Origin of the sequence: Nocardia grenadensis, from assembly GCF_050942415.1 — a bacterium.
GTDB classification, from domain to species: Bacteria; Actinomycetota; Actinomycetes; order Mycobacteriales; family Mycobacteriaceae; genus Nocardia; species Nocardia grenadensis.
In genome coordinates, this window is the sequence record NZ_CP192054.1 from 4,075,781 (window position 1) to 4,095,046 (window position 19,266).

Sequence of the window (19,266 nt, forward strand, 5' to 3'; positions counted from 1 at the left end):
TCGCCGAATGCGCGGCGCGGCGGTCAGCGCAGGCACAGCGGCGTGATATCGGAGCGGCCACCAGTGGTGGGCGAGCTCAGGTACATACACGTTGTCTGGCCCGCCGCGGTGATGGCGGACTTCACCTCGTCCCAGGTCGGCGCGTCGAGCGCGGCCGAGCGGGCCAGTACGAAACCCGACAGCCGGCTCGGGTCGGTCACCAGAGCCCAGGAGTAATCGGGCGCCAGCGCGGTGACGATGTAGTTCGTCGGGCCGTCGAGCGAGTCCTGACCCGGCACTCCGGGGAAGCTGACGTGCAACTGCGCACCCGTCACCGGGTCGTTCACCTTCGCGGTGCCGCGGATCTCGTTCCGGCCGCCCGCCCAGGTGGTGCAGGAATTGTGCACGGCGACATTGCCCTGCGGGTCGAGCGTGTACCGCGCGCGGGTATCGCGCGCGCAGTCCAGGTTGAACAGCTGAGGTACCGCGGCGAGCTGGTTCCAGTCGCCGAGGTACCGGTTCAGGTCCAGCGCGGGGACGGGGGCGGGCCCGGCCGGCAGCGGCGGCTGGGCGACCGAGCCACCGGCGGCGAGGGCACCGAAGGTCAGCAGGGCGGCCACGAGGCCGGCGGTGCGGCGAACTGCGCGATGTGCTGTCACGGAAACTCCTCGCGTATCGGCGGTGTGCGACCACTCTAACCCATATAGATGCATAATCGATGCATCCCCAGTCGGTACAGGAGGATCGATGGTAGCTATGGGACTCGCCGGATTCGCGGGAGCGGCCACGGCGTGTTACGGACTGGCCGTGGCGATCCGCCCGGCGGTGCTGCTGCGCCCGTGCGGCTGGGCCGAGGACGATCCCGCCGCCCGCGCGCTGGCGCGGATGACCGCCTGCCGGGATATCGTCTCGGGCCTCGGGATGGCCCTCGCCCCGACCCCGGCCGCCCTGCGGGTGGCCACGGGCTGCCGGGTGCTCGCCGACCTGTCCGACGCCGTGGTCCTCGCCGCCGCGCTGCGCGACCGGCCGCAGCGCACCAAGGCCGTCGCGGTGGCCGCCGGCTGGGGCCTACTGTGCGGCACGGCGGGCCTGACCGCGTCGCGGACCCGGTGAATACGGACGTAGTGCCGGGGCGCCCACGCCGAAGTCCCGGGTCCACCCCGGCCGGCGAATCGGGACAGGCAGAATAAGACGATGCCCGACGGTTCCAGCTCCGCTTCCGACGCGGCCGGCTACACCGTCCGCGCGGTCGCCGAGCGGCTCGGTATACCGACCGCCACCCTGCGCAGCTGGAACCGTCGCTACGAGATCGGCCCCACCGGCCACCGGCCGGGTACCCACCGGCTGTACACCGAAGCCGATATCGCCCAGCTCGATCGGATGCTCGGACTCATCCGCGGCGGCGCCACCCCGGCCGGTGCCGCGTCCGCGGTGCGGGCACCGGCCGTCGCGCCGGGTGACCTACCCTCGCTGCTGACCGCAGCCTTCGCCCTCGACTACCGTTCGGTGACAGCGCAATTGGCCGGTGCACTACGAATCTACGGCGTGGTCGACACCTGGGAACGGCTGTGCCGCCCCGCCTTCGCCGAGATCGTCGCCCGCCAACTGGGCGGCGAGGGCTGTATCGACGTCGAGCATCTGCTCTCCTGGTGCATCACCTCGGCGCTGCACCGCAACAACCCGCCGGACCGGCTGCGCCCGCGGCCGATCGTGCTCGCCTGCACCGGCGGCGAATCCCACGCGCTCCCCCTCGAGGTGCTGCGGGCCGCACTGGCCGAGCGCGAGATCGGCGCGCAGATGCTCGGCGCGGATGTACCCACCACAGCCCTCGCCGACACCCTGGCGCGGCTGGACCGGCCGGCCGAGCTGGTGCTGTGGTCGCAGCACGAGTCGACGGCGCTGACCTCCAGCGTGCGGGCCGGCACCGACGCCGGCGCACAGGTCTTCGTGGGCGGCCCGGGCTGGGACGCGGTCATCCTCCCGGCGGCGGTCGAACGCCTGGCGAGCCTCCCGGAAGCGGTCCGGCGACTCGGCTGAGTCCGCTTCTCCTCTCACCCACCCGGCGCACCCATCCGGCATCCCGGACACCGCGAACCACCACGCGGCCACGTGCCCAACGGCCCGTCTACCGGCACCGGGGTCGCCATAGACCATAAAACGATGCATACTCGATGCAGACAAGCGGCCGGTGGTCGCCGAGCAGAGGAGTGTGATGGTCGATCAGGGCAAACCGGACCGGTCCGGGCGCCGGGTCGCGGTCGTGGGCAGCGGGGTGGCGGGTCTCACGGCCGCCTGGGTGCTGTCCGGCTCGGCACAGGTGACTCTCTACGAAGCCGACCCGCGGCTCGGCGGCCACGCCGATACCCATACGGTCCGCACGGCCGCGGGCCGCGAGATCGGGGTGGACACCGGATTCATCGTGCACAACGACCGGACCTACCCGACCCTGCTTCGACTGTTCGCCGAGCTGGGAATCCGAACCCAGGAGACCGATATGAGCATGTCGGTCCGCTGCGACGGCTGCGGACTCGAATACGCGGGAGCCCGCGGTCCCGGTGGCCTGTTCCCCACTCCCGGGACGGTCACGCGGGGCCGCTACCTACGGTTGCTCGCCGAAGTGCCGCGCTTCCACCGGCTGGCCCGCGCCGAACTCGCCGCCGCGCCGGAACATGAGCTCACCCTCGGCGAATTCGGGCGCCGTGGCCGCTTCTCCGGCTACTTCATCAGCCACTTTCTGACTCCGCTGGTGTCGGCGGTCTGGTCGTGCGATCCGGCGACCGCGTTGCGCTACCCCGCCCGCTATCTGTTCACCTTCCTCGAACACCACGGCATGCTCACGGTTTTCGGCTCCCCCACCTGGCGCACGGTCCGCGGTGGATCGGCCACCTATGTGCGGGCGGTCGCCGAACGCCTCGATTCGGTCCGCACCGCCACCCCGGTACGCAGCGTGGACCGACTGGCCGACGGCGTGGCGATCCGCGACGACGGTGACGAGGTCGCGGTATTCGATGCGGCGGTCATCGCGACCCACCCCGGCCAGGCACTGCGGATACTGGCCGAGCCCACCGCCACCGAACGCGCGGTCCTGTCCGCCATGCCCTACTCGGTGAATCACACCGTGCTGCACACCGACACCACCGTGCTTCCCGGCGCCCACCGGGCGCGCGCCTCGTGGAACTACCGGCTTCCCGCCTGTGACGCCACCCCCGACCGGGTCCTGGTGAGCTACGACCTCACCCGCCTGCACCGGCTCGGCGAGTCCGGCGAACCCCGATTCGTGGTCACCCTCGGCGACGCCGACCGCATCGACCCCGCCGCCGTACTGGACCGGATGGTCTACGAGCATCCGCAATACACCCCCGACTCCGTGGCCGCCCAGCGGCGACTCGGCGAAATCGGCGACGACCGGATCGCGTTCGCCGGCGCATACCACGGCTGGGGCTTCCACGAGGACGGGGCGCTGTCGGGCCTGCGCGCTGCCGAGCGCCTCGGCGCCCGCTGGCCCGTCCGCGCCCTCCGTCCGGTCCCGGCGTCATGAGCGCGCGGATCGTCTACACGACTATCGACCATGTACGCCGGACACCGATTCATCACCGGTTCCGCTATCGCAGCTACAGCTGGCTGGTCGACCTCGACGATCTGCCGCGGCTGCCCCGCCCGCTGCGTCCGCTGGCCCGCCTGAGTTCCCGCGACCACCTCGGCGATCCGGAGCGCAGCCTGCGCGCCAATATCGACGATTACCTGGCCACGCACGACATCGCGCTACCGGGCGGCCGGATCCTCATGCTCACCAACGCGCGCGTACTCGGTTTCGTATTCAATCCGCTCACGCTGTACTGGTGCCGCGACCGCGCCGGAACCCCGGTGTGCGTAGTGGCCGAGGTGCACAACACCTACCGCGAGCGGCACCGCTACCTGCTGCGGACCAACGGCAGTGGAGGCGCCGAAACCGCCAAGCAGTTCTATGTCTCGCCGTTCGACGAGGTGTCCGGTGGGTACCGGATGTCGCTGCCGGAACCCGAGGACCGGCTGCGCCTGTCCATCACCCTGCACCGCGACCGGCCGGTGCTCACCGCGTCGATGACCGGGGACTGCCGCCCCGCGACCACCGGCGCCGTCCTCGCCGCCGCATTGACCATGCCGCTGGCCCCGCTCGCCGTGGCCGCCCGGATCCGCGTGCAGGGCATCCGGCTCTGGTTACGCCGTCTTCCCCTTGTTCCCCGCCCCGTCTCGCCGCTTCAGGAGCCGTCCCGGTGACCATCGATCTGTCGACCCCGATCCCGCCCCCCACCCTGCGCCGGCCCGATATCGACCGGGCGCCCGCGGGCTTGCGCGCCACCGTCGCCGCGGCCGTCGCCGGCGGGCTCTTCCGCCGGGCGGTCCGCCGGTTGCCCCTGCGGGTCGAATACCCGGACGGGACCGTGCTCGGGCAGCACCCGGACGACCGCACCGCCCCTACCCTCGTCCTGCACCGGCCCGACGACTTCGCCGCCCGCCTCGGTATCGGCGGACTGATCGGTTTCGGCGAGTCATATATGGCCGGTGACTGGTCGGCACCCGATCCGGCGGCGGCCCTCACCGTGCTCGCCGCGAATATCGAGCACCTGGTCCCGCCGGTCCTGCAGACACTGCGCGGGCTCTATGTCGCGAAACATCCCGGCTCCGAACGCAACACCCGAGCCAACAGTCGCGCCCACATCGCCCACCACTACGACCTGTCCAACGAGTTCTTCGCACTCTTCCTGGACGAGACCATGACCTATTCGAGCGCGCTCTTCCCGGCGACCACCCCCGCCCCGCAGTGGGCCGACCTGGCCGGCGCCCAGCACCGCAAGATCGACCGCATTCTCGACGCGGCGCGAGTCGGTCCCGGGACACGGTTGCTCGAGATCGGCACCGGATGGGGGGCGCTGGCCGTCCGGGCCGCCGCGCGGGGCGCCCGCGTACGGTCGGTGACGCTCTCGGCCGAACAGCGCCGGCTCGCCCTGGCCCGGATCGAGGCGGCGGGCGTGGCCGACCGCGTCCGGGTCGACCTGCTCGACTACCGCCTGGTGGACGGCGAATACGACGCCGTGGTCTCCGTCGAGATGATCGAAGCTGTCGGATGCGAATATCTCGATATCTACTTTCGCTGCATCGAGGGATTGCTCGCCCCCGGTGGCCGCGCGGCGCTGCAGTCGATCACCATGGCCGACCACCGCATGCACGCCACCCGCGACACCTACACCTGGATTCAGAAGTACATCTTCCCCGGTGGATTCATACCCTCCGACCGGTTGATCGCCGAGACCGTCGCCGCGGGCACCGGTCTGCGGGTCACCCAGCGATTCTCGATGGGCGAGCATTATGCGCACACACTGCGGCTGTGGCAAGAGCGATTCGATGGGTATATCGAAGAGATGAGCGCGCTCGGCTTCGACTCCGTGTTCCAGCGCATGTGGCGGTTCTATCTGGCGTATGCCGGGGCGGGCTTTCGCAGCGGCTATCTGGATGTCGAGCAGTTCGTGCTGATGAGACGAGGCGAGGTGTGATCCGATGATCCGTACAGTCGACGCTCTGCTCGACCGGACGATAGTGCCCGGCTACACCCGCCTCGGCTACCACCTGCGCAAGGTCTCCTGGACCCGGGACGATCCGGCCACCGACGCTCTGCGCGGGCGAACCGTCCTGGTCACCGGCGCGAATTCGGGAATCGGGAAATCGATCGCCACCCGCTTCGCGGGCCTGGGCGCACGCACCGTGCTCGCGGTCCGGGACGCGGGCCGCGGCGAGCGGGCCCGCCGGGAGATCCGCGACGCCGTCCCCGGGGCGCAGGTGGAACTGGAGATATGCGATATCGCCGAACCCGGCAGTATCGATGCCTGCGCTCGGGCCCTGCACGCACGCCACGAGGCGCTGGATGTGCTCGTCCACAATGCGGGCGTCCTGCCCGGCGACCGCACCGAGAACTCCGCCGGGCACGAACTGACCCTGGCCACCCATGTCCTCGGCCCGTTACGCCTCACCGACCGCCTCGCCCCGCTGCTCGCCGGCTCCGGCGACGCCCGTGTCATCTTCGTGGCCTCCGGTGGGATGTACACCCAGCCGCTGCCGTTCCGGGATCCGCAGTATCGCCACGGCGCATACCGGGGCGCCACCGCCTATGCCCGCACCAAACGGATGCAGGTGGCGTTCGGGCCGCTGCTGGACGGGCGTCTCGCCGATCACGGGGTGAGCGTGCACAGTATGCATCCGGGCTGGGTGGCCACACCGGGGATCACCGCCGCGCTCCCCCGTTTCAGTTCCGCGCTGCGCTCGGCGATGCGCACCGCCGCCGAGGGCGCCGATACCGCGGTCTGGCTGGCCACCACTACCCCGGCGCCGCTGTCGGGCCATTTCTGGCACGACCGGCGTATCCGTGACGAACACTACCTGCGCCACACCCGCTATACCGAGGGCCACCTCCTGTCGCTGTGGGAGTACTGCCTCGACGCGGCGGAAGTGCCCTTGCATCCGCCCTGCCGCCCACCCGCCCGCCGGCCGGGCCGGTGGCACGGCGACCGATGAATTCCGCTCGCCCACGCCGTCGTTCACAGTGAGCCCGCGTGGATCTCGTCGCGAGTAAGGAGTCCCGATGCCGGATACCGAGCACGAACCGGCCGCCCCGCGGCGGCTGGCACAGCATCCGACCGTCCGGCGGATGGCCGGTCGGGAGCGCGAGAAACCCGACCCGGTCCTCGCCGCCGACCGGCTCCGCGAGATCTGCCGCACGGCCGGCGCCGACGATATGGGGTTCGTCGCCGTCACCGACCCCCGGGTCGCCGACGAACTCGAGCACGCCCGGGCGATCCTGCCCGCCGCACGCACTTTCGTCTCGTTCTGTGTGCGGATGAACCGGGATAATCTGCGCAGCACGCAGCGCAGTCTCGCCAATACCGAGTTCAATCACGCGGACGACGAGACCAACGCGGTATCCCGCCGGATCACCCGGGCACTCCAGGACGCCGGTTATCGCGCGGTCTATCCCGCGCCGGGATATCCGATGGAAGTGCAGCAGTTTCCCGGGCGTATCTGGGTGATCGCGCACAAGGTGGTCGCCGAGGCCGCCGGGCTGGGGGTCATGGGCATTCACCGCAATGTGATCCACCCCCGGTTCGGCAATTTCATCCTGCTCGGCACCGTGGTCACCGACGCGGTGATCGATACCCCGAGCGCGCCGCTGGATTTCAATCCCTGCCCCGAATGCAAACTGTGTGTCTCCGCCTGCCCGGTGGGCGCGATCACCCCGGGCGGGGGTTTCGATTTCCAGGCGTGCTACACGCACAACTACCGGGAATTCATGGGCGGCTTCACCGATTGGGCGGAAACGGTCGCCGACAGTGCCGATCGGGACGAGTACCGGCAGCGGGTCACCACCGGGGAATCGTTCTCGATGTGGCAGAGCCTGTCGTTCAAACCGAACTACAAGGCCGGCTACTGCATGGCCGTGTGCCCGGCCGGCGAGGATGTGATCGGTGCCTACCTCGACGATCGCCGAGCCCATCTCGACGAGGTGGTCCGGCCGCTGCAGAGCAAGACCGAACCCGTGTACGTGCTCCCCGGTTCGGCGGCCGAAGAGCATGTCGCGCGCCGCTTCCCGAACAAGACACCGCAGCAGGTCACCAATGGTTTCCCGGACGAGGTCAACGATCTGCTCGACCAGATCGGCCCGCGCCCGCGGGGCGGCGCCGGTGGGACCGCGTAAGCCCGGCCCGCTCCCCCGGTGAGACGGGTGCCGCTCCGGTAGCGTTGTCCGCAGGAGGTCGAGGCGTGACGTCGGCCGCGGGGGCGATATTCGCCGGATACCCGGCCTGCTGCCGGCCACCCCGGCCGATACCGGCTACCAGGGCGCCCTGCGCCGATCTCGACGTCCTGAACAACGGCGGCGCACCGGCCGTGGAATACGCCCAGGACAATGACCTCATCTACTACGTCCGGTCCTTCAGGCGCGCGATCCGCGACGCGACTCCACCTTCGCCACCGATATCGACAACGACAGCACCCGGGAACAAACGTGGACACGTCCCTCGGGGCGAGGGCGGCAGCGCTGGAGCGACTATCCCGGCACCGGTCTGTTCACAGTCTCCTTCGACGACCCCGGCCGGGCCTGGTCGTCCCCGATATCTCCTGGCCGCACCACACCGGGCAGGAGATCGTCGGCCGCTGGTGGGCGGCGGCCGGCGGTCACCCGGGCACCCCGGTGACCGAGGCCCACCCACACCGGCCCGGTGCGCCCGGCCCGGCATAGGGTGTCCGCATGCCCGACACGCGCACCAGCTACGTCACCGACGCGGCCGAGATCTACCGCCGGTCGTTCGCGATCATCCGAGCCGAGGCCGAACTGGACCGCTTCCCGGCCGATATCGCGCAGGTCGTGGTGCGGATGATCCACGGCTGCGGCCAGGTCGACCTGGCCGGCGACGTGCTGTTCACCCCGGGGGTGGTGGCCGCGGCGCGGGCCGCGCTGCGCGCCGGCGCGCCGATTCTGTGCGATGCGAACATGGTCGCCGCGGGAGTCACCCGGACCCGGCTGCCCGCGGACAACGAGGTGCTGTGCCTGCTGCGGGACCCCCGGGTGCCGGGGCTGGCGGCCGAACTCGGGACCACCCGGTCGGCGGCGGCACTGGAGTTGTGGCGGGAGCGGCTCGACGGCGCGGTGGTGGCCATCGGCAATGCGCCGACCGCGCTGTTCCACCTGCTGGACATGATCGCCGCAGGCGCCCCGAAACCGGCCGCCGTGCTCGGTATCCCGGTGGGCTTCGTCGGCGCGGCCGAATCGAAGGACGCGCTCGCGGCGAGTACGGGCGTGGAGTTTTTGACGGTGCGCGGGCGGCGCGGCGGCAGCGCCATCACCGCGTCCGCCCTGAATGCGATTGCGAGCGAAGTGGAATGACGGTGGCTACGGGAAAGCTCTGGGGGGTCGGGCTGGGCCCGGGCGATCCGGAACTGGTAACGGTGAAGGCGGCCCGGGTGATCGCCACGGCCGATGTGATCGCGTTCCACAGTGCCCGGCACGGCCGCAGTATCTCGCGCGGTATCGCCGAACCGTACATGCGGCCGGGCCAGCTCGAGGAACACCTGATCTACCCGGTGACCACCGAGACCACCGACCATCCCGGCGGTTACCAGGGCGCGATCGACGAGTTCTACGCCGCGGCGGCCGAACGGCTGGCCGCGCATCTGGCGGCGGGACGGTCGGTGGCGCTGCTGGCCGCCGGGGACCCGCTTTTCTACAGCTCCTATATGCATATGCACCGGCGGCTGGCCGACCGGTTCGAGGCGGAGATCGTCCCCGGGATCACCTCGGTGAGCGCCGCGTCGGCGGCCCTGGCCACTCCGCTGGTGGAGGGGGAACAGGTACTGACGGTATTGCCCGCGACCCTGCCCGCCGACGAACTCACCCGCCGCCTCGCCGACAGCGAGGCCGCCGCGATCATGAAACTCGGCCGCACCTACCCGGCTGTCCGCAAAGCGCTCGCCGACTCCGGCCGCCTCGACCGCGCCTACTACGTCGAACGGGCCAGCACCGGACGCGAGCGGGTGCTCCCCGCCGGCGAGGTGGACGACGCCCAGGTCCCGTATTTCGCGATCACCCTCGTCCCGGGCCCCGAACCGACCACCCCGGTCCCCGCCCGCCGGAGCCCGGCGGCCGCCGAACCGGTGACCCGTGCGGCGAGCACTCCGGCGGCCGAGAGCGCCGCGCCGCGCGGTGCCACGGGCTCCGGGGAGGTGGTGGTCGTCGGCCTGGGCCCGGGCGATACGCGCTGGACCACCCCGGAGGTCTCCGCCGCGCTCGCCGCCGCCACCGACCTCGTCGGCTACACCACCTATATCGACCGCGTCCCGGCCCGCCCCGGTCAGCGGCGGCACAGCAGCGACAACCGGGTCGAATCCGAACGCGCCGCCATGGCTCTGGACCTGGCCCGCCGCGGCGGCCGGGTCGCCGTGGTGTCCTCGGGCGACCCGGGCGTTTTCGCGATGGCGGCGGCCGTCCTGGAAGAATCCGCGGACCCGCAGTGGGCGGGGGTGCCGGTGCGGGTCCTGCCCGGGATGACGGCAGCGAACGCGGTGGCGAGCCGCGTCGGTGCCCCGCTCGGGCACGACTACGCCACGATCTCCCTGTCCGACCGCCTCAAACCGTGGGACGTGGTGGCCCGGCGCCTGGCGGCGGTGGCCGCGGCCGATATGGCCATCGCCGTCTACAACCCCGCCTCGAGCAAACGCACCTGGCAGGTGGGGGCAATGAAGGACATCCTGCTCGCGCACCGCGCGCCGGACACCCCGGTGGTTCTCGGCCGCGATGTGGGTGGCCCGGGCGAATCGGTGCGGGTGGTGCCGCTGGGTGAACTGGAACCCGCCGAGGTCGATATGCGGACGCTGCTGATCATCGGCGCCTCCACCACCGCGGTGGTCGACGGCACCGGGGCACCGCGGGTCTACACCGCGCGACGCTACAACGCCTGAGCGCACCCATCCGATAGCATTCCACTATGGAATAGTCTCGGTGGAAGGACAATGCGGTGAACGGCAAACAGAAGCGGCCGCTGAACTCCACGGCCGCCTCACTTCTGGGTTTTCTGCACGAGGGTCCTATGTCGGGCTGGGATCTGGTGACGCTGGCCCAGGACCGGATCGGCGATTTCTGGACCATCACCCAGAGCCAGGTCTATCGGGAACTCGCCAGCATGGACTCGGCGGGCCTGGTGGTCAAGGGCGAAACCGGTGCCCGCGAACGCACTCCGTACCACATCACCGAGGCCGGCCGCGCCGAATTCGCCGAGTGGATCGCGCGCGATCCCAGCCCGGAAACCATCCGGTTCCCGCTGCTGCTCACCCTGCATTTCGGGGGTCATATCGAGCCTGCGCATCTGGCCTCGATCATCAACAACGCTCGTAAGATCCACCAGGAAAGGCTGGACCGTTACCGCGCCGAGGAAGCGGGCCCGGACCTGTCCCCGCATTCCCGGGCGACACTGGAATTCGGTATCGGATACGAGCGCGCGGTCCTGCACTGGTTCGACCGCCTCCCCGACCTGCTCGGCTCCTGAAGGCGCACTATCGATCTCGCGCGGCTCTTCGCGGCAACCCGTGATCGGCAGCCGGTCCCGGGCCGTTCCGGGCGACTGCGGTGCCCGCCGAACAGCACCTATGTGCGGATACCGCCGAGCACGCGGAGCAGTCCGGCCGGGTAGCGCCCGGAAGTGGAATCCGAAATCGATCAGCGCGTTCCGCCCGGCCGCCCACCGCGGCCCGCGGCGACCCACGCGGACAGCACTTCCCGCGCCTCGTCGACGGTGGTCACCACCGTGACCCCGGACGGCAGGGGCGGCCGGTCCACGACCACCACCGGAATACCGGCGATACGCGCGGCGGTGAGCTTCGCGGCGGTCGCCGTACCTCCGCTGTCCTTGGTGACCACGACATCGATCCGGTGCCGGGTCAGCAACTCCGATTCGTCGGACACTGTGAAAGGCCCGCGGGCCAAGAGTATTTCGTGCCGCGGGGGAAGTTGGTCCGTGGGCGGGTCGATGGCTCGGATCAGATACCAGGGCCGGGTATGGCCGGCGAAGGCCGCCACCCCCTGACGGCCGATAGTGAGTAGGACCCGGTCCCCCAGTCCGGCGGCGGTGTCCGCGGCGGCGGCCAGGTCGGGGACCCTGTACCAGCGGTCGCCGGGGCCGGCGGTCCAGCCCGGACGGCTCAACCGGATCATGGGCAGCCCGAGTCGCGCGGTGGCCTGCGCGGCATTGGCGGTGATCACCCCGGCGAAGGGGTGGGTGGCGTCGATGACGAGTTCCATCCGATTGTCCGCCAGCCAATCGCGCAGCCCGTCGGCGCCACCGAAGCCGCCGACCCGCACCTCGCCGACGGGCCGGATCGGCGCGGAGACCCGACCGGCGAGCGAGGACACGATCTCGTGTTCCCGCTCGCCGGTGAGCAGTCGGGCGAGTTCCCGGGCTTCCCCGGTGCCGCCCAGTAGCAGAATTCTCAGGGCTGGCCGCTGAAGTAGGCGATGGCCGAATCCAGCAGCGGCGGGCCGCCGGCGACGGCGAGCCCGATACCCGCGCCGATGATCGCGCCCGGGATGAATCCGACCCCCAGGAACAGGAGGCCGACGGCAGCGCCGATCGCCGCGCCCACGGCCGCACCCAGCGAGGCCGCCTGCAGTTCGCTCATGAACCACTGCTGGGCCCCGATGAACTGCGCCTGCGACGGCGCACCCGCGACCGGGGTGGCCCGCGGGGTCAATGTCAGCCGGCTGTCGCCCTCATCGATGGTGGCGGCGACGGCGACGACCTGTCCGTCGGTGGCCTGGGTCAGCGGGATACTGGTCAGGCGCTCCCCCGCGGCGTTGCTCAGTACCACGGCGTCATTGGCGGCGTCCAGGCTGAACGCACCGCCCGACACCGTCGTGACCAGTGATTTTCCGGCCTCGGCCAGCGCCAGGGTGTAGTCGACGCCGCGATCGTGGCCGGTAACCTCCGGAACCGCGTTCTGCTGCTGCTCGACAGCGGGCGCCGTCGGAGCGGGCGCCGCGTAACCCGTGCCCGCGGCGATACCCGTGGCCGCCGCCGCCATGATCGCGGTCGCGGCGAACTTCTTGTATTTCACTATCGATCTCCCCGTCGCGCGCGAATCCGTCGTGACCCGCGCTAGGAACCCCCGTGACCTTACTCCCGATGCCCGATTCGTCCATTCGTGTTGTCACATACGGGAAGTCCTGCCGGCGCGCCCTTTCACCACCGACCATTGGGTCACCGGCAACTGGGGCCGCCACGTGGTGAAGCGCCCCAGCGGTTCCCCGCGGTACACCTGGAAGCGGCGCAGTCCGCCGCCGTGCGCCGCGGACCAGTCCAGGAGCAACGCCTCCGATTCCGCGGTCACCGCGTTCGCCACCAGCCGGCCGCCGACGGGCAATCGGGACCAGCAGTGCTCGAACAGCGCGGGCGTGGTGAGTCCGCCGCCGAGGAAGATGGCGTCGGGATCGCCGGCCACCGCGTCCCCGGCGAGTTCGGCCACCGCCTCGCCGCGCACCTCGATTCCGGGGACGCCGAGCGTGACGGCATTGGCGGCGATCTGCGCCCGGCGCCGCGCCAGGATCTCGAATGTGATCGCGTGGCAGGTGGGATCGGTGCGGCACCATTCGATGGCGATACTGCCCGAACCGCCGCCGATATCCCACAGCGTCTCCCCGGGTCCGGGGGCGAGCGCCGCCAGGGTGAGCGCCCGGATCTCGGTCTTGGTGAGCTGGCCGTCCCCGCCGTACGCGTCGTCGGGCAGGCCGGGCAGCCGGGTGAGGCGGGTACGCCCGGGCTCACCCGCCGCGGTGACGGCGACGATATTGAGTGGGTCACCCGCGGGCTCCCGCCAGGTGGCGGCGGTACCGGACACCGATCGCTCGGCGGGCCCGCCCAGCTGCTCCAGCACGGTCAGCGCGGAGGGACCGAACCCGTGGCGGCGCAGCAACTCCGCGATCCGCTCCGGGGTACCGGCGTCGGCGCTGAGCACGAGGAACCGCCGCCCGTCGGTCAGGTCGGGCAGCAACCGCTCCACCGGCCGGCCGACCGCGCTGACGATCCCCACCTCGGCCACCGGCCAGCCCAGCCGGGCACACGCCAGCGAGGCCGCCGACGGTTGCGGGAACACCCGCAGCGCGCCGGGCCCGAGCAACCGGGCGAGGGTGACACCGATTCCGTAGAACATGGGGTCGCCACTGGCGAGAATCCCGAGGCGGGTGTCGCGATACTCGGCCAGCAGCCCGGGCAGCGCGGGGACCAGCGGCGACGGCCACGCTTCCCGCCGCGCGGTCACCTCATCGGGGAGCAGCGCCAGCTGCCGCGCCGAACCGAACAGTACCGCGCAGTCGCGCAGCATCTGCCGGGAACGGTCGGGCAACCCCGCCCAGCCGTCGGCGCCGATACCCACCACCGGAATCGGGGGCCCCGCCCAGGAGAGCGCGGGGTCGGCGGTCACCGGGGCAGCCGCCGCCAGACGGCCTGCGGCAGCAGGCGCATGCCGAAGAACACCGGGCGCAGGATCCCCGGAATCCAGACCCGAGCCGAGCGGCGGCCCAGCGCGGTCACCACCGCGGCGGCCACCTGGTCCGGCGTGCTGGAGAACGGGGCCGGTGTCATCCCCTCGGTCATCTTGCCCACCACGAAGCCCGGCCGCGCCAGCAGCAATTGCACCCCGCTTCCGTGCAGCGCATCGGCGAGCCCGGAGGCGAACCCGTCCAATCCGGCCTTGGCGGATCCGTAGACGTAGTTCGCGCGCCGCACCCGGACCCCGGCCACCGAACTGAACACCACCAGCTGACCGCTGCCCCTGGACCGCATCTCGTTGGCCAGGATGGTCAGCACGCTGAGCTGGGCGGTGTAGTCGGTGTGCACCACCGCCAGCGCGTGGGCGGGGTCGGCCTCGGCGCGGGACTGTTCGCCCAGCACCCCGAAGGCCAGTACCGCGACCCCGATCGGTCCGTAGTCGGCGGCGATCTTGCCGAGCAGGGCGGGATGGCTCGCGGTGTCGTCGGCGTCGAATTCCACCGGATGCACCGCGGTCGCGCCGGCGGCGGTGAGCGCCGCGGTCTCGGCGTCCAGATCCTCGCAGCGCCGCGCGGCCAGCACCACCGCCCGCCCGGGCGCGAGCCGCAGTGCCACCTGCAGCCCGATCTCACTGCGTCCACCCAGCACCAGCACCGTGCCCGGGTCGATCCCTCGTGTTCGACGCACAACCATGCGCTCAGTCTGTCATCCGCACGCGGCGGTGCGCGGAACCGGGAGACGTGCCGGGCGCGTGCGGCGACCCGCTACGGTCGATCCATGACGCTGCGTACTGCCGAATTGTCCCCGGCAGCCGTCGAGTTCCTCACCGAACGGCATCTGGCGACCCTCACGACTCTGCGGGCCGACGGCACCCCGCATATGGTACCGGTGGGCTTCACCTGGGACCCCGACGCCGGATTGGCCCGGATCATCACCGACGGCGCCTCGGTGAAGGCCCGGAACGTCCGGCGATCGGGCTATGCCGCCGTCGGCCAGGTGGACGGTGCCCGCTGGCTGACCCTGGAGGGTCCGGCGGTTGTCCTCGACGACCCGGCCGCGGTCCGGGACGCCGAACGGCGTTACGCCGAGCGCTACCGGGTGCCGCGGGAGAACCCGACCCGGGTGGTGCTGGCCATCGAGGTCCAGCGGGTGCTGTGTGGGGCCCGGTTGCGCGAGGCCTGAAAGCTATAGCTGCGCAGTTGCCTTGCGTGACATGGGTGTCTGCGTCGAGTCGGTGACATTCCCTCATGAGGCCGGGGTCACGGTAAGGATCTCGGTTGCGTCGAGGAGCATCCTCACGTATGCCCCGAGGGGTCGGTGGTTTCCCAAGCCGCCTCGATCATCCGGAAGATCTCGTCCACCGCGGCCTCTGGATCGGGCGCCTCACGGGCCAGTGCATGGGCGTCGACCACAAACCTCGCGATCGCCCGACAAGCCGTTGTCGGCCGTGCCAGCCCGAGGTCGGCGGCGATGGCGGTTGCCAGCGACTCAGCGTGGCGCAGCCTCATCGACTCCTCGTATTTGCGCAGGTTGGGCGATTCGTCGATCAAGTTCCAGATTGGCGCGCCACCGTCCGCCGCGCTGCAGTATCGCACCTGGGCTCGGATCTCGCGGCGCAGCGCGGGGATGAGCGGCTCATGCGGCGTCCGGGCGACGACCGCCTGTGTGAGGCTTTGCTCGAAGTTCTCGTCCTGCTCGAACACCAGGGCCTCTTTCGAGGCGAAGTGGGAAAAGAGAGTGGTTACGGCCACGTCCGCCGCGGCGGCCACATCACGGATGCCCACTGCGTCATATCCGCGTTCCAGGAACAGTCGTAGAGCGGTGTCGGCGATCTTCTGGCGGGTCGCGGCCTTCTTACGCGCACGGCGTCCGGACGGCATGGTCACTTCTTGACACTATCAGGAACAATAAGATACCAGATTCAAAAATGTAACTGTTAGTGTTAACGTCGCTCGCATGAAGCAAGTGATCTTCGCCGACTTCGGCGGTCCGGACGTACTCGAACTCGTCGATGCCGAGGCACCCCACCCGGGCCGGGGTCAGGTGCGCATCGCTGTGCGAGCGGCGGGTGTGAACCCTGCCGATTGGCGGATCCGGGAAGGCCAGATCCTCGGGGCCCATCCGGTCGAACTGCCGTCCGGCGTCGGGCTGGATGCCGCCGGGGTGGTGGACGAGATCGGTGAGGGCATCGACGGTGTCGAGATCGGCGATCACGTGTTCGGCGAAGGCTCGAGCACTTATGCCGAGTTCGCCGTGCTTTCGGTGTGGGCCCGTATGCCCGAAGGCCTGACGTTCGAAGAGGCGGCAGGGTATCCCTCGGTGGTCGAGACCGCGCTGCGGATCATCGGCCAGGTCGGTGTGGAGCCCGGGCAGAGATTGCTGGTCAGCGGCGGGGCCGGGGGCGTAGGGTCCGCGGTGCTGCAGATCGCCCGGGGCCGAGGTATCGCCGTGATCGCCACGGGCGGGGCAGCCAACCAGGACTATCTACGGAGTCTGGGGGCTGTTGCCACGACATACGGCGAAGGCTGGGTCGAGCGCGTTCGGCAGTTCGGGCGGGTCGACGCGGCTCTCGATCTGGCCGGCTCGGGCGTAATCCCTGAACTTGTCGAACTGGTCGGGAATCCACAGAAGGTGGTCTCCATCGCCGATCTCAGCGCGCCGGAGTTCGGTGTCCGATTCTCGGGGGTGGCCGGGAGTATGTCGACCGCTCTCGCCGCGGCCGCCGAACTCATCTCCGAAGGAAATCTTCACATCCCGGTGGAAAAGTCGTACACGCTCGCCGAAGCCTCGGCCGCACACATCGACAGCCGAGCCGGTCACACGCGCGGCCGCCGGGTCATAGTCATCTGAGCAGGTCGCCCGATCGATCCCCCTGCCACGGAACATTGCCGGCGAAGACCGGCCACCGACCGGTCGGCGAACGGAGCCGGATCGCGAAACTCGTGGCCGCTCGGCCGAGCCGTGGCCGAACACTCCGAGATTCGGCCACGAGTTTCGAGACCCTACCCGCCGCCGACGTCCATGGTCAGTACCTCTAGCTGTCGGCCGGTAGGACCGTCAGTCCGTGCGGACGCTCGTTCATCGCAACGCAGCCGTCCTCGGTGACGACCACGATGTCCTCGATCCGGGCGCCCCATTCGCCCGGATAGTAGATCCCGGGTTCGATACTGAACGCCATACCCGGGCGCAGTTCCAGGTCGTTGCCCGCGACGATATAGGGCTCCTCGTGCACCGACAGGCCGATACCGTGCCCGGTCCGGTGCACGAACGCGGGCCCGAACCCGGCGGCTTCCAACGGCTCGCGGGCGGCCGCGTCCACGGCCTCGGCCCGGACACCGGGCCGCACGGCGGCCACCGCGGCGGCCTGGGCGCGTTCCAGTTCGGCGCAGCGCGCGGCGATCTCCGGATCGGGTTCGCCCAGCACATAGGTCCGGGTGGAATCGGAGTAGTAACCGGGATCCACCGGGCCGCCGATATCGATCACCACCACGTCACCGGCCTCGATGCGGCGCTCCGACACCTCGTGGTGCGGGTTGGCTCCGTTGGGCCCGCTACCCACGATCACGAACGCGGCCTCGGTATGCCCCTCGGCCACGATGGCGTCGGTGATATCCCTTCCGACCTCGGCTTCGGTCCGCCCGACCCGCAGGAACTCACCCATCCGGGCGTGTACGCGGTCGATGGCCGCGCCCGCCCGGCGCAGCGCTGCGATCTCGGCGTCGTCCTTGATCATGCGCAATTCGCGCAGTACCGGGGTCGCCGACACCGGGAGCCCGCTGAAACTATGCGCCAGCGGCAGCAGATGCAGCGCGGGCATGGAATCGGCCACCGCGACCCGGGAGCCGATATGCAGGGCCGACCGCACCAACTGGTACGGATCCACCCCGTCCACCCAGTCCAGCACCCGCAGGCCGAGTTCGTCCACCGCGGACTCCGCCAGCCCCGACACCTCGAGTTTGGGGATCACCACCGAGGGGGTGGCCTTGTCGGAGGTGATCACCAGACAGGTCAGTCGTTCGAACGATTGGGCCGCCGATCCGATGAGGTACCGCAGGTCCGGGCCGGGGGTGATGAGCAGGGCGTCGAGATGGGCGGCGCGGATCAACTGGACCGCCCGCTCCAATCGCTGCCCGTAGACCTCCGCCGCGAACCGTGACTCCGTGTGCGCGCTCATGACCTCGAACCTACCTCGCACCCGGGGGGCGGCACATCGGATACGTCGGTGGGTCCTTGTAGATTCACCGGGTGACTACGACCGAACCCACGCCGCGTCCCCTGCTGCTGCTGGACGGCGCGAGTCTGTGGTTCCGGGCCTTCTACGCGATCCCGGACAAGATCACCGCGTCCGACGGCCGGTCGGTGAACGCCCTGCGCGGGTTCACCGATATGGTCGCGTCCCTCGTCACCAGGCATCGCCCCGCCCGGCTCGTGGTGTGCCTGGACCTGGACTGGCGGCCGAAGTTCAGAGTGGATCTGGTGCCTACCTACAAGGCCCATCGTCTCGACACCTCCGCCACGGCCGCACCGGGCGCCGAGGAAGTACCGGACCGGCTCACCCCGCAGGTCGACATGATTCTCGAGCTGCTGGCCGCCGCCGGGATCGCCACCGGCGGTGCGGAGGGCCTGGAAGCCGACGATGTGCTGGGCACCCTGGCCTCCACCGAACTCACCGATCCGGTGATCGTGGTCAGCGGCGACCGGGACCTGCTGCAATTGGTCCGCGATACCCCCGAACCGCCGGTGCGGGTGCTGTACGCGGGCCGCGGGCTGGCCAAGGCCGAATTGTTCGGGCCGGCCGAGGTCGCCGCGAAATACGGTGTCCCGGAGCAGAACGCGGGCCCGGCCTACGCGGATATGGCGACGCTGCGCGGGGATTCCTCGGACGGGCTCCCGGGCGCCGCGGGGATCGGCGAGAAGACCGCCGCCACCCTGATCAGCAGGTTCGGTTCGCTCGAGGCGCTGCGGGCGGCGGTCGACGATCCCGCGGCCGAGCTGGCCCAGGGCATCCGGACCAAACTGCGCACGGCCGCCGGCTATCTCGACGCGGCGGCACCGGTGGTGCGGGTGGTGCGCGACGCCGATGTGATCCTGTCCCGGCCCGACACCCTGCACCCCATTCCGGCCGATACCGACGCGCTGCGGGAACTCGCCCGTGCCTACAACGCGGAGAGCCCGGTCGAGCGGTTGATCACCGCGCTGGCGAACTGCGCCTGACCGGTCCGGGACA

Annotated in this window: 20 protein-coding genes; 13 read left to right on the plus strand and 7 right to left on the minus strand. The window is 70.5% G+C overall.

What is annotated here, in order from left to right; translation table 11 throughout:
- Positions 1 to 23 precede the first annotated feature (23 nt).
- Entirely contained in the window at positions 24 to 638 is a 615-nt protein-coding gene (locus tag ACQPYS_RS18555) for a lipocalin family protein (RefSeq protein ID WP_433490327.1), read from the minus strand.
- An 88-nt stretch (positions 639 to 726) separates the two neighbouring features.
- Between ACQPYS_RS18555 and ACQPYS_RS18560 the strand changes: the two genes are divergently transcribed.
- From ACQPYS_RS18560 to ACQPYS_RS18605, 10 genes are all read left to right on the plus strand, one after another.
- Positions 727 to 1,092, plus strand: coding sequence for a hypothetical protein (locus tag ACQPYS_RS18560; protein WP_433490328.1), 366 nt, complete (start codon positions 727 to 729; stop codon positions 1,090 to 1,092).
- An 81-nt stretch (positions 1,093 to 1,173) separates the two neighbouring features.
- The gene (locus ACQPYS_RS18565) at positions 1,174 to 2,016 is read left to right on the plus strand and encodes a MerR family transcriptional regulator (RefSeq protein ID WP_433490329.1); all 843 of its coding nucleotides are present in this window, start codon (positions 1,174 to 1,176) and stop codon (positions 2,014 to 2,016) included.
- A gap of 175 nt (positions 2,017 to 2,191) precedes the next feature.
- Complete coding sequence (locus tag ACQPYS_RS18570) at positions 2,192 to 3,517, plus strand: NAD(P)/FAD-dependent oxidoreductase (RefSeq protein ID WP_433490330.1); 1,326 nt, start codon at positions 2,192 to 2,194, stop codon at positions 3,515 to 3,517.
- Entirely contained in the window at positions 3,514 to 4,236 is a 723-nt protein-coding gene (locus ACQPYS_RS18575) for a DUF1365 domain-containing protein (RefSeq protein ID WP_433490331.1), read from the plus strand. Before ACQPYS_RS18570 ends, ACQPYS_RS18575 begins: the two co-directional genes overlap by 4 nt.
- A gap of 2 nt (positions 4,237 to 4,238) precedes the next feature.
- Positions 4,239 to 5,510 carry a class I SAM-dependent methyltransferase gene (locus ACQPYS_RS18580; RefSeq protein WP_433493078.1) on the plus strand — a complete coding sequence of 424 codons (1,272 nt, stop codon included), beginning with the start codon at positions 4,239 to 4,241 and terminating at the stop codon, positions 5,508 to 5,510.
- Positions 5,511 to 5,514: 4 nt separating this feature from the next.
- On the plus strand, positions 5,515 to 6,525 hold the full coding sequence (locus ACQPYS_RS18585) for an SDR family NAD(P)-dependent oxidoreductase (RefSeq protein ID WP_433490332.1): 1,011 nt from the start codon (positions 5,515 to 5,517) through the stop codon (positions 6,523 to 6,525).
- Positions 6,526 to 6,592: 67 nt separating this feature from the next.
- Entirely contained in the window at positions 6,593 to 7,702 is a 1,110-nt protein-coding gene (locus tag ACQPYS_RS18590) for a 4Fe-4S binding protein (protein WP_433490333.1), read from the plus strand.
- A gap of 552 nt (positions 7,703 to 8,254) precedes the next feature.
- A complete protein-coding gene (locus ACQPYS_RS18595) occupies positions 8,255 to 8,890 on the plus strand; it encodes a precorrin-8X methylmutase (protein ID WP_433490334.1) in 636 nt (211 codons plus the stop codon).
- The gene (locus ACQPYS_RS18600; protein ID WP_433490335.1) at positions 8,887 to 10,461 is read left to right on the plus strand and encodes a precorrin-2 C(20)-methyltransferase; all 1,575 of its coding nucleotides are present in this window, start codon (positions 8,887 to 8,889) and stop codon (positions 10,459 to 10,461) included. The genes ACQPYS_RS18595 and ACQPYS_RS18600 overlap by 4 nt, the downstream gene beginning before the upstream one ends.
- Positions 10,462 to 10,517: 56 nt before the next feature.
- Positions 10,518 to 11,045 (plus strand): PadR family transcriptional regulator, encoded by a 528-nt coding sequence (locus ACQPYS_RS18605; protein WP_433490336.1) that lies wholly within the window; start codon positions 10,518 to 10,520, stop codon positions 11,043 to 11,045.
- A gap of 170 nt (positions 11,046 to 11,215) precedes the next feature.
- Here ACQPYS_RS18605 and ACQPYS_RS18610 read toward each other — a convergent pair whose 3' ends face one another.
- From ACQPYS_RS18610 to ACQPYS_RS18625, 4 genes are all read right to left on the minus strand, one after another.
- Positions 11,216 to 11,989, minus strand: coding sequence for a cobalt-precorrin-6A reductase (locus ACQPYS_RS18610; RefSeq protein WP_431940354.1), 774 nt, complete (start codon positions 11,987 to 11,989; stop codon positions 11,216 to 11,218).
- Positions 11,986 to 12,609, minus strand: a complete 624-nt coding sequence (locus tag ACQPYS_RS18615; RefSeq protein WP_431940240.1) for a hypothetical protein — start codon at positions 12,607 to 12,609, stop codon at positions 11,986 to 11,988. Before ACQPYS_RS18615 ends, ACQPYS_RS18610 begins: the two co-directional genes overlap by 4 nt.
- Positions 12,610 to 12,702: 93 nt before the next feature.
- The gene (gene cbiE, locus ACQPYS_RS18620; RefSeq protein WP_433490337.1) at positions 12,703 to 13,971 is read right to left on the minus strand and encodes a precorrin-6y C5,15-methyltransferase (decarboxylating) subunit CbiE; all 1,269 of its coding nucleotides are present in this window, start codon (positions 13,969 to 13,971) and stop codon (positions 12,703 to 12,705) included.
- A complete protein-coding gene (locus ACQPYS_RS18625) occupies positions 13,968 to 14,732 on the minus strand; it encodes an SDR family NAD(P)-dependent oxidoreductase (RefSeq protein ID WP_063038703.1) in 765 nt (254 codons plus the stop codon). The genes cbiE and ACQPYS_RS18625 overlap by 4 nt, the downstream gene beginning before the upstream one ends.
- Positions 14,733 to 14,816: 84 nt before the next feature.
- Between ACQPYS_RS18625 and ACQPYS_RS18630 the strand changes: the two genes are divergently transcribed.
- Positions 14,817 to 15,221: a PPOX class F420-dependent oxidoreductase gene (locus ACQPYS_RS18630; protein WP_063038705.1), complete on the plus strand. Its 405-nt coding sequence runs from the start codon at positions 14,817 to 14,819 to the stop codon at positions 15,219 to 15,221.
- 113 nt (positions 15,222 to 15,334) lie between these two features.
- Here ACQPYS_RS18630 and ACQPYS_RS18635 read toward each other — a convergent pair whose 3' ends face one another.
- A complete protein-coding gene (locus ACQPYS_RS18635; protein ID WP_433493079.1) occupies positions 15,335 to 15,919 on the minus strand; it encodes a TetR/AcrR family transcriptional regulator in 585 nt (194 codons plus the stop codon).
- A gap of 76 nt (positions 15,920 to 15,995) precedes the next feature.
- On the opposite strand from ACQPYS_RS18635, the gene ACQPYS_RS18640 reads away from it, so the two are divergent.
- The gene (locus ACQPYS_RS18640; protein ID WP_433490338.1) at positions 15,996 to 16,889 is read left to right on the plus strand and encodes an NADP-dependent oxidoreductase; all 894 of its coding nucleotides are present in this window, start codon (positions 15,996 to 15,998) and stop codon (positions 16,887 to 16,889) included.
- A 184-nt stretch (positions 16,890 to 17,073) separates the two neighbouring features.
- On the opposite strand, the gene ACQPYS_RS18645 is transcribed toward ACQPYS_RS18640, so the two are convergent.
- Positions 17,074 to 18,213, minus strand: coding sequence for a M24 family metallopeptidase (locus ACQPYS_RS18645; protein WP_433490339.1), 1,140 nt, complete (start codon positions 18,211 to 18,213; stop codon positions 17,074 to 17,076).
- 71 nt (positions 18,214 to 18,284) lie between these two features.
- Here ACQPYS_RS18645 and ACQPYS_RS18650 point away from each other — a divergent pair, with 71 nt between their 5' ends.
- Positions 18,285 to 19,253: a 5'-3' exonuclease gene (locus ACQPYS_RS18650; protein WP_431940245.1), complete on the plus strand. Its 969-nt coding sequence runs from the start codon at positions 18,285 to 18,287 to the stop codon at positions 19,251 to 19,253.
- The last annotated feature ends 13 nt before the right edge of the window (positions 19,254 to 19,266 follow it).